This is a genomic window from Methyloglobulus sp. (genome assembly GCF_964779595.1).
Window position 1 is genome coordinate 1 of record NZ_CBAROL010000053.1, and the last position, 9,228, is coordinate 9,228.

8 protein-coding genes and 1 pseudogene are annotated in these 9,228 nt (G+C 43.1%); 4 read left to right on the plus strand and 5 right to left on the minus strand.

From position 1 onward, the window contains the following. Positions 1-157 precede the first annotated feature (157 nt). Positions 158-1,390, plus strand: a pseudogene (locus AC1YY3_RS12280) (restriction endonuclease subunit S); the annotation flags it as partial. Between the two features lie 46 nt (positions 1,391-1,436). On the opposite strand, the gene AC1YY3_RS12285 reads toward AC1YY3_RS12280, so the two are convergent. From AC1YY3_RS12285 to AC1YY3_RS12295, 3 genes are read right to left on the minus strand one after another with little or no spacing between them, the layout of a single operon-like run. Then, positions 1,437-1,562: a hypothetical protein gene (locus AC1YY3_RS12285; protein ID WP_481824865.1), complete on the minus strand. Its 126-nt coding sequence runs from the start codon at positions 1,560-1,562 to the stop codon at positions 1,437-1,439. 34 nt (positions 1,563-1,596) lie between these two features. Then, a complete protein-coding gene (locus AC1YY3_RS12290) occupies positions 1,597-1,785 on the minus strand; it encodes a hypothetical protein (protein WP_482194521.1) in 189 nt (62 codons plus the stop codon). A 54-nt stretch (positions 1,786-1,839) separates the two neighbouring features. Further along, the gene (locus AC1YY3_RS12295) at positions 1,840-2,091 is read right to left on the minus strand and encodes a hypothetical protein (protein ID WP_482194522.1); all 252 of its coding nucleotides are present in this window, start codon (positions 2,089-2,091) and stop codon (positions 1,840-1,842) included. A gap of 163 nt (positions 2,092-2,254) precedes the next feature. On the opposite strand from AC1YY3_RS12295, the gene tnpA reads away from it, so the two are divergent. Both tnpA and hsdR read left to right on the plus strand, forming a co-directional pair. Continuing rightward, the gene (gene tnpA, locus AC1YY3_RS12300) at positions 2,255-2,707 is read left to right on the plus strand and encodes an IS200/IS605 family transposase (RefSeq protein WP_482194523.1); all 453 of its coding nucleotides are present in this window, start codon (positions 2,255-2,257) and stop codon (positions 2,705-2,707) included. A gap of 211 nt (positions 2,708-2,918) precedes the next feature. Then, positions 2,919-5,330 carry an EcoAI/FtnUII family type I restriction enzme subunit R gene (gene hsdR / locus AC1YY3_RS12305; protein ID WP_481824869.1) on the plus strand — a complete coding sequence of 804 codons (2,412 nt, stop codon included), beginning with the start codon at positions 2,919-2,921 and terminating at the stop codon, positions 5,328-5,330. 117 nt (positions 5,331-5,447) lie between these two features. Here the strand turns inward: hsdR and AC1YY3_RS12310 are convergent, their stop codons facing one another. Together AC1YY3_RS12310 and AC1YY3_RS12315 are read right to left on the minus strand one after the other, a co-directional pair. Further along, positions 5,448-6,455 carry an NAD-dependent epimerase gene (locus AC1YY3_RS12310; protein WP_481824870.1) on the minus strand — a complete coding sequence of 336 codons (1,008 nt, stop codon included), beginning with the start codon at positions 6,453-6,455 and terminating at the stop codon, positions 5,448-5,450. 36 nt (positions 6,456-6,491) lie between these two features. Beyond that, a complete protein-coding gene (locus tag AC1YY3_RS12315; RefSeq protein ID WP_481824871.1) occupies positions 6,492-7,823 on the minus strand; it encodes a UDP-glucose dehydrogenase family protein in 1,332 nt (443 codons plus the stop codon). A 152-nt stretch (positions 7,824-7,975) separates the two neighbouring features. Here AC1YY3_RS12315 and AC1YY3_RS12320 point away from each other — a divergent pair, with 152 nt between their 5' ends. Then, the gene (locus AC1YY3_RS12320; protein ID WP_481824872.1) at positions 7,976-9,124 is read left to right on the plus strand and encodes a glycosyltransferase family protein; all 1,149 of its coding nucleotides are present in this window, start codon (positions 7,976-7,978) and stop codon (positions 9,122-9,124) included. Positions 9,125-9,228: the final 104 nt, after the last annotated feature.

The window sequence follows — 9,228 nt, forward strand, 5'->3', positions numbered from 1 at the left end:
TGAATCGATTGATCATTTCCACGGTTGTAAACCTTTACCAGCGCTTGCTCTTTAAAGTCTTCAGAATACCTTGTATACGTTTTCATCTCTAAGCTCAAATTTTATTTTCTTTAAAAATTTGAGACGACAACTATTCTGACGCAGGGGGGAGGTTTGCGAAGTTATTACAAAAGGTACAACGCCTACAAGTCTTGGTTTTCAATTTACAGATGAAGGAGTGAATTTTATAAAAGTAGAATCGCTGACTGAATCAGGTCAAATAATTCCAAACAAGGTGGCTTATATTTCGGAAGAATGTCATGAATCACTTAAAAGGTCTCAACTGAAAGTAAACGATATTCTTTTCTCAATTGCAGGGGCTTTGGGTAGAATCGGGATTGTGAATGAAGAAATCGTTCCTGCAAATACGAATCAAGCCTTAGCAATAGTAAGGCTTGCAAAAGATTCAGGGATTTTGGTGAGTTTTCTTGCAAAGTATTTCACCTCAAATAATATTTCAGAAGAAATAGAAAAATTAAAAGGTGGTGCTGCTCAGCAAAACTTATCATTAGGGCAGTTAAACAATTTATCAATCCCACTCCCCCCGCTCCCCGAACAACAACGCATAGTAGCCATTTTAGATGAAGCCTTTGCAGCCATAGCCAAGGCAAAAGCCAATGCACAACAAAACCTCAAAAACGCCAAAGAACTTTTTGAAAGTTATTTGCAATCGGTGTTTGAAAATTGCAATTGGGAAGAAAAAAGCATTCAAGAAATTACAAAGATTATCAATGGCTACGCATTTGCAAGCAAAGACTTCAAATCAACAAATACAATCAAATCTATTAAAATTACAAATGTTGGCGTGAATAAATTTGTAGAAGAAGTAGATAATTATTTGCCTGAAATATTCAAAGACACTTTAAAGGATTTTCAAGTAAGGGAAGGAAATATTGTTATAGCTTTAACAAGGACAATTATTTCAGCTGGATTAAAAGTTGCAGTTGTTCCTAAGAGTTATGACGGTGCATTAATAAACCAACGTGTTGCTGCTTTAGTTCCAAATGAAAAATTGATTAATCAGAGTTATTTGTATTACTTTCTTACAACTTATGGAGTTGCTAAATATGTAATGGCTCGCGTCAATACTTTGATGCAGCCAAATCTTTCAATAAATGATTTGAAAAAATTACCTGTTCCTTGTCCTTCGCTTAAAGACCAACAAACCATAGTCCAAAAACTAGATGCCCTATCAACCCAAACCCAAAAATTAGAAGCCATCTACCAACAGCACCTAAATGATTTGGACGAATTGAAAAAGAGTGTGTTGCAAAAGGCGTTTCGTGGGGAGTTGCACAACCCAGAAGGGGCAGGACAGTTACACAGCCCCAAAGAGGCGGCATCTACCTGACGTATCACGCCCTTTCAGGGCTTTTTGGCTTGGGAATTTCACAGGGCTACACCCTGTGTTGGTATATATCGCCCTTGCAGGGCTTGGGTTTCGTGGTGTTACGTAGGCGAAGGGCGTTGCCCATCGCTGGCGTATTACGCCCTTTCAGGGCTTTGGGGTTTGGGAACTTCACAGGGCTACGCCCTGTGTTGGTATATATCGCCCTTTCAGGGCTTGGGTTTCGTGGTGTTACGTAGGCGAAGGGCGTTGCCCGTCGCTGACGTATTAAGCCCATTCAGTCTTAGATGGACTGGACACGTTACAAAGCCCCAAAGGGGCGACATCTGCCAGCGATGGGCATCGCCCATCGATAGGAAACCATCAACCATAATAAGCCCTGAAAGGGCGTAATACACTATGCCTATTCATTCTATTCATTCGCACCCTACATCACCTTATATCCCGCCCTTTCAGGGCTTGGATTTCCTGGTGTTACATAGGCGAAGGGCGTTGCCCATCGCTGACGTATTATGCCCTTGCAGGGCTTTTGGGCTTGGACGCTGCACAGGGCTGCGCCCTGTGTTGGTATATATCGCCCTTGCAGGGCTTGGATGAACTGAATACATTACAAAGCCCCAAAGGGGCGACATCTGCCAGCGATGGGCATCGCCCATCGAGAGGAAACCATCAACCATAACCAGCCCTGAAAGGGCGTAATACACAACACAACACACAATGTCTATTCATCGCACCAGCACCAGACATCACCTTATATATCGCCCTTTCAGGGCTTTGGGGACTTGGACGCTTCACAGGGCTGCACCCTGTGTTAGGATATATCGCCCGTTCAGGGCTTAACCCCATTAACTATCATGATATAAAACCATGGGACAGTCGCTCGTAAAAAATTACGTACACATCATATTTAGCACCAAACACAGGCAGCCGCTGATACATCCACCCGTAGCAGCAGAATTGCATAGCTACCTCGGTGGTATCTGCAACAAACTCGACTGCCAAGTCATAAAAGTGGGCGGATATACCGACCATATCCACATACTGTGTATGTTATCTAAAAAGATAGCCTTGATAAAACTGCTGGAAGAGTTGAAAGCGCACTCTTCCAAATGGATAAAAACCAAAGGCGATGATTACGGTAATTTCTATTGGCAAGATGGCTACGGGGCATTTTCAGTCAATCCAACTGAAATTGACACAGTGATTGCGTATATCACCAATCAACACGAACATCATGGTAAGAAAACATTCCAGGATGAATACCGCACATTTCTTAAAAAATATAATTTGGACTATGATGAACGGTATGTTTGGGACTAACTATGTCGCCTTTCAGCGCTAGGTTTTGTGAAGTTACCATAGCGAAGCGTTTCGCGGAGTTGCAAAGCCCCGAAGGGGCGACATCTGTTAACGGTGGGCATAGCCCATCGAAGAAAGAACCCATAACCAGCCCTGAAAGGGCGTAATACACACCGACTATCCACTCGCGCCATAGCCATAGCACGCTATATATCGCCCCTTCAGGGCTTGGATGTTTCGTGGCGTTGTCGTAGCGAAGGGCGATGCCCATCGTTGGTATATTAAGCCCTTTCAGGGCTATCTAAAAAGTAAGATTATGAACGAAGCCGAAACCAGAGCAGAATTGATTGATCCTAAGTTAAAAGCGTGTGGCTGGGGCGGTGTTAGATCCAAAAAACTCACCGCTGATTATGTGCTGGTCTACAAGGGTATAAAGCTCGCGGTCGTAGAAGCCAAAAGCGACGAACTGGGCGTAGGTGAAGGGGTGGCACAGGCGAAACTGTATGCCCAAAAATTAGACATACAAACCACGTATGCCAGCAACGGAAAAGAGCTATACAGCATTTGTATGCTGACCGGTGCAGAAGGCTTAGTTGCCAATTACCTGACCCCTGATGAACTGTGGAACAAAACCTTTGCTGTGCAAAATGAGTGGCGGGAGAAGTTTTCTGCCATTCCGTTTGAAGATAAAAGCGGTACGTGGCAATTACGCTACTATCAGGAAATCGCCGTAAAAAACACCTTAGAAGCCCTCGCCAACAACAAAGACCGCATCTTACTGACCTTGGCGACAGGGACGGGGAAAACCGCCATTGCTTTTCAAATTGCCTGGAAGCTCTTCCAAACCCGCTGGAACTTAAAACGCGACGGCAGCAGAAGGCCACGGATATTATTTTTAGCGGATAGAAATATCTTGGCTAATCAAGCCTTTAATTCGTTCTCCGTCTTCCCTGAAGATGCTTTGGTGCGGATTAGCCCGGATGAAATCAGGAGAACAGGCAGTGTGCCTACCAATGGCAGTATTTTCTTTACCATCTTCCAGACCTTTATGAGTGGCACGGATAAGGAAGGCAAACCCGCTCCTTATTTTGGCGCATACCCACCCGACTATTTTGATTTCATCATCATAGACGAATGCCACCGAGGCGGTGCTAATGATGAAGGCAACTGGCGCGGGATATTAGACTATTTTTCGCCAGCGGTTCAGTTAGGTTTAACTGCCACCCCCAAGCGCAAAGACAACGTAGATACTTACCACTATTTTGGTGAACCCGTTTATATCTATTCGCTGAAAGAGGGTATCAATGATGGTTTTCTTACACCCTTTAAAGTAAAACGCATTAAGACCACGCTGGATGATTATATATACACCAGTGATGACCAAATCATTGAGGGCGAAATTGAAGAAGGAAAACTTTATACCGAATCCGACTTCAATAAAATCATAGAAATTAAGGCAAGAGAGGCAAAGCGCGTTCAGGTATTCATGGACGAAGCCAATCAAAACGAAAAGGCCATTATTTTCTGTGCCACACAAGACCATGCAGCAGCCATTCGTGATCTGGTTAATCAATACAAAACATCAAAAGACCCGAATTATTGTGTCCGTGTAACCGCCAATGATGGCGAAATTGGCGAGCAATTCTTGAGGGAATTTCAAGACAATGAAAATACTATCCCCACTATTCTGACCACCTCACAGAAATTATCCACGGGCGTTGATGCGCTGAATATCCGCAATATTGTTTTGTTGCGACCAGTCAATTCTATGATTGAGTTTAAACAGATTGTTGGACGTGGCACACGTTTATTTGAAGGCAAAGAGTTTTTTACTATTTACGATTTTGTCGATGCCTATAAGCACTTTGCTGATCCTGAATGGGATGGTGAACCTTTAGAAGAAGAGGCTTGCGCCAAATGTGGAGAAAATCCCTGTGTCTGCGAAGTTGCAAATCCTAAATCCTGCAAGCTATGCAGACAACAACCTTGTGAATGTGAAAAACCACCGCCACCACTTTGTATAAAATGCGAACAGCAGCCTTGTGTGTGCATCAAAAAAGTAAAAATACAGTTGAAGAATGGCAAAGAATTAGATATTCAAGCCATGATTTCAACCTCGTTTTGGAGTGCCAACGGTAGGCCGATTTCAGCAGAGGAATTCTTAAACAACCTGTTTGGCGAATTGCCAAAACTTTTCAAAAGTGAAACAGAATTACGGACGCTTTGGAGCAATCCAATGACCCGACGAGTTTTGTTAGAACAATTAGACGAAGCAGGTTATGGCAAGGAAGAATTATCGACCCTGCAAAAGCTCATTGATGCAGAAAAAAGCGATTTGTTTGATGTGCTGGAGTATGTCTTTAACAGTGATGTTAAGCCTATAACAAGAGAAGCCAGGGTTGCAGCAGCCCAAGCCAATATTTTTGCTTTTCTGAATGCCCAACAAAAGGAATTTATTGATTTTGTGTTGAGCAAATACATCGAAACAGGGGTAGAAGAACTGGATCAAGAAAAACTGCCTATCTTGTTAACCAACAAATATCACTCGCTGGAAGATGCCAAAAACGTTTTAGGCAACGTGGCGAATATCAGTTCGTTGTTCATAGAATTTCAGAAGCATTTATATCAACAAGATGCTGCTTGATTAAATTTCCAGGTTATCTTTAGTGCATATTAACAATAACCTATTGTTTTTATTGCTGCCTTAACTTTACTGACTATTTATTTTGTTGGTAACGACGCCATTCAGTTCTTTGGGTCTTTAACCCTTGTACATGTCTTTATACCATTCTACAAATGCGTTAACGCCTGTTTCTATGGATGTATCAGGTTTGTAATCGAATTCAGCGATTAAATCCGATACGTCTGCATAAGTATCGGGAACGTCACCAGGCTGCATGGGCAATAAGTTCTTGATGGCTGTTTTGCCGATGGCAGTTTCCAGTGCAGCAATAAAATCGAGTAATTGTACAGGCGTATTGTTCCCGATATTGTAGACACGGTAGGGTGCGGTGCTAGTGCCAGAGTCGGGATTTTCACTAGACCAGTTGGGATTTGCTTGTGCAGGTTTGTCTAGTACTTTGGTCACACCCGTAACAATATCGTCGATGTAAGTGAAATCACGCCTGTGGTTGCCGTAATTGAACACATCTATCGGTTTACCTTGCATGATGTTTTTTGCAAACAATATGGGCGACATATCAGGCCTGCCCCACGGCCCGTAAACGGTGAAAAACCGTAAACCCGTGGTTGGCAAGTTGTATAAGTGGCTGTACGTGTGCGCCATCAATTCATTGGCTTTTTTGCTGGCGGCATAAAGCGAAACCGGATGGTCTACATTGTCGCGGACTGAAAACGGCATTTTGGTATTTGCGCCATATACGGAACTTGAAGATGCGTACACCAAATGCTCAACCTGATTGTGCCGACAGCCTTCCAAAATATTCATAAAACCGACGATATTGGAATCAATATAAGCATGTGGGTTGGTAATGGAATATCTGACCCCAGCTTGAGCGGCGAGATGCACGACCCGCTGAAAATTCTCTTTGGCGAATAGGTCAGTCATTGCTTGCCTATCGGCAATATCCAGCTTGATGAATGTGAAATTTGGATGGCTTTCTAAGCGTGCCAATCTAGCCAGCTTTAAATTGACATCGTAGTAATCGTTAAGATTATCTATGCCGACGACTTCATCGCCCCGCTCCAGCAATCGCATTGCTTGCATGGAGCCGATGAATCCAGCGGCTCCTGTCACTAATATTTTCAAAATTTATCTCTGATAAGTCTATGGAATGATTGGAAATTATGTATTCACTGGTCTGCCAATGCAATAATAGGTAAGACCAGCAGCCGCTAACTGTTTTGGCTCGTAAAGATTGCGACCATCAAATACGACGGAGTCTTTAAGTTTTAGTTTTAACTGAGCAAAATCAGGACTCCAGAAGTTTTTCCACTCGGTGACTACACAAAGTGCATTGGCATTATCGAGCACTTCCGCTTGGGTTTTGCACAACACCAAACCTGCTTTGTTACCGTAGATTCTTTTAGCTTCTTCTAAAGCTTCTGGATCGAAAGCTTGGACAGTAGCACCCGCATTTATCAAGGATTCTAGCAACACACGACTGGGCGCTTCGCGCATATCATCGGTTTTTGGCTTAAATGATAAGCCCCACAATGCAAAGGTTTTGCCTTTAATCTGTCCGTTAAAGTGTTTGCTAATCTTGTCAAAAAGAACGTGTTTCTGCCTGTCATTGACGCGCTCCACTGCGCCCAGCAACTCTGCCTGATAGCCAATCTCCTTTGCCGTTCGTTCCAACGCCTTGACATCCTTAGGAAAACAAGAGCCACCATAACCACAACCTGGGTAAATAAAACTATATCCAATGCGGCTATCCGAGCCTATGCCATTGCGGACGTGTTCAATATCAGCACCTAAATGTTCAGCCAGATTAGCCAACTCGTTCATGAAACTGATTTTTGTTGCCAACATCGCGTTGGCTGCATATTTGGTGAGTTCTGCTGAACGGACATCCATTGCAATGATGCGCTCATGACTGCGGGTAAATGGTGTATATAAAGCTTTTAATAACTCGGTTGTCCTAGGATTATCAGTGCCGATAACAATACGGTCTGGCTTCATAAAATCACCGATGGCAGCCCCTTCCTTTAAAAACTCAGGATTTGAAACCACATCGAACTCAATATCCGCGCCCTTGGCTTTTAGGTTGGTCTGGATAAGATTTTTCACCCTATCTGCCGTCCCAACCGGCACTGTCGATTTATCCACGACAATACGGTATTCGGTCATATGTTCTGCTATCGTTTTGGCAACCGCCAATACGTATTGCATATCGGCAGAACCATCTTCATCAGGCGGCGTACCTACGGCGATAAACTGGAATAAGCCATGCTGAACTGCCATTTTTGCATCAGTGGTGAATCGTAAGCGACCAGATTGATGGTTATCCTTAACCATGTCTTCCAGACCGGGTTCGTAGATAGGAATAATCCCTTGATTAAGGTTATCTATTTTATCCTGGTCAATATCCACACAAAGCACGTCATTGCCAACTTCCGCAAGACATGTACCTGTCACCAAACCGACATAGCCTGTTCCAAAGATAGTAATTTTCATTATTTAGTATTATTACTTGTTTGTTAAAGTGGGTAACGCCTTGATAGTAATACCTACCATTTGCGATAAATTTCTTGTTTTAGCTCGCTTATCATAAATTAACAACAGGAGTTTTCTTTGTAATCTTAGTCTATTTCCTTTATTGTAAGGTTATGGTATCTAAAAATCGAACCCGAATACTTTATTACTGCCAAAGCTTGGTTGGTATTGGTCATTTAACTGCAAGCTTGCAGGTCATCCGCGAGCTGTTGCAACACGCTGATGTCGATTTAATTTACGGTGGTCATGACATCAACATCACCATTGAACACCCTGGCTTTCGTGATCTTCGCTTACCAACTATCCTGATTGATGAGCAAACCGGTGAACTTTACGACCCCAGCCATCAATATAGTATCGAAGCACTTTGGACAATTCGCGCCCAGAATATCGACGCATTTTTGTCCCCGCCTTATGATGCCGCTATCATTGAGTTTTTCCCTTTTGGTCGCCGCCGATTCAAAAATGAAATTCATGCCCTTTTCCATCAATTACGGATTCAAAATAGCCACATCCCCATTTTTTCATTTGTCCGCGAAGTGTTGGTACCAGAACCCTTAGAGGCAGAACAACGCATGGTTCAGTCGGTTAATGATTACATCCATACCATATTCATTCGTGGCGATCCTAATGTTATCTGCTTTGACGAAACATTCTCCTTGACCCCACAAATTGCGGACAAAATTTACTACCTTGGCTACTTAGGCACTAAATCACCTATTGACAAACCAAGCCGAACTGCACAAATCTTAGTCAGCCAAGGTGGGGGCAGTATCGGAAAGAATCTGCTAGAAGCGGCGATCAAAACTGCACCCTTGCTCCCGGATTACACTTTTTTAATTGCGACTGGATCCTTCACTACGGCATCGGATTTCGCCCATCTCAACGAACTGGTTTCCAGTGAAAACGTTAAAATTGTCCCGTTTCTGCAAAACTTCAAACAGTGCTTAATGGAGTCTGCCTTATCTATCAGCCTTGGCGGTGATAATACCTTAATTGATGTCATCAGTACCCAAACACCAGGGTTGGCCTTCCCTTACCCTGGTAATTCGGAACAGGATGTGCGTATTCAAAAATTATCTGCCCACGGTTTTGTACATCCCATTACGGTGGAAGATTTAAACCCAGAACGCCTATTAGCAAAAATCCAAGCAGCTCTTGTTCGTCCTTATCCCAAGGTCGAAATAGCCTTGAATGGTGCTGTCAATATGAGCGAAAGGATAAAGGCTATTTTAGCCGATCAACCTAAGTCGATTTCTTGATTTATAACAACTATGCTTCTCAAACACAGTAATCTGTGTTTATCTTAAAAGTTATAATTCACATCAAAGAAGATACTATAAGCCAAACCGCTGGCTTCATTGCC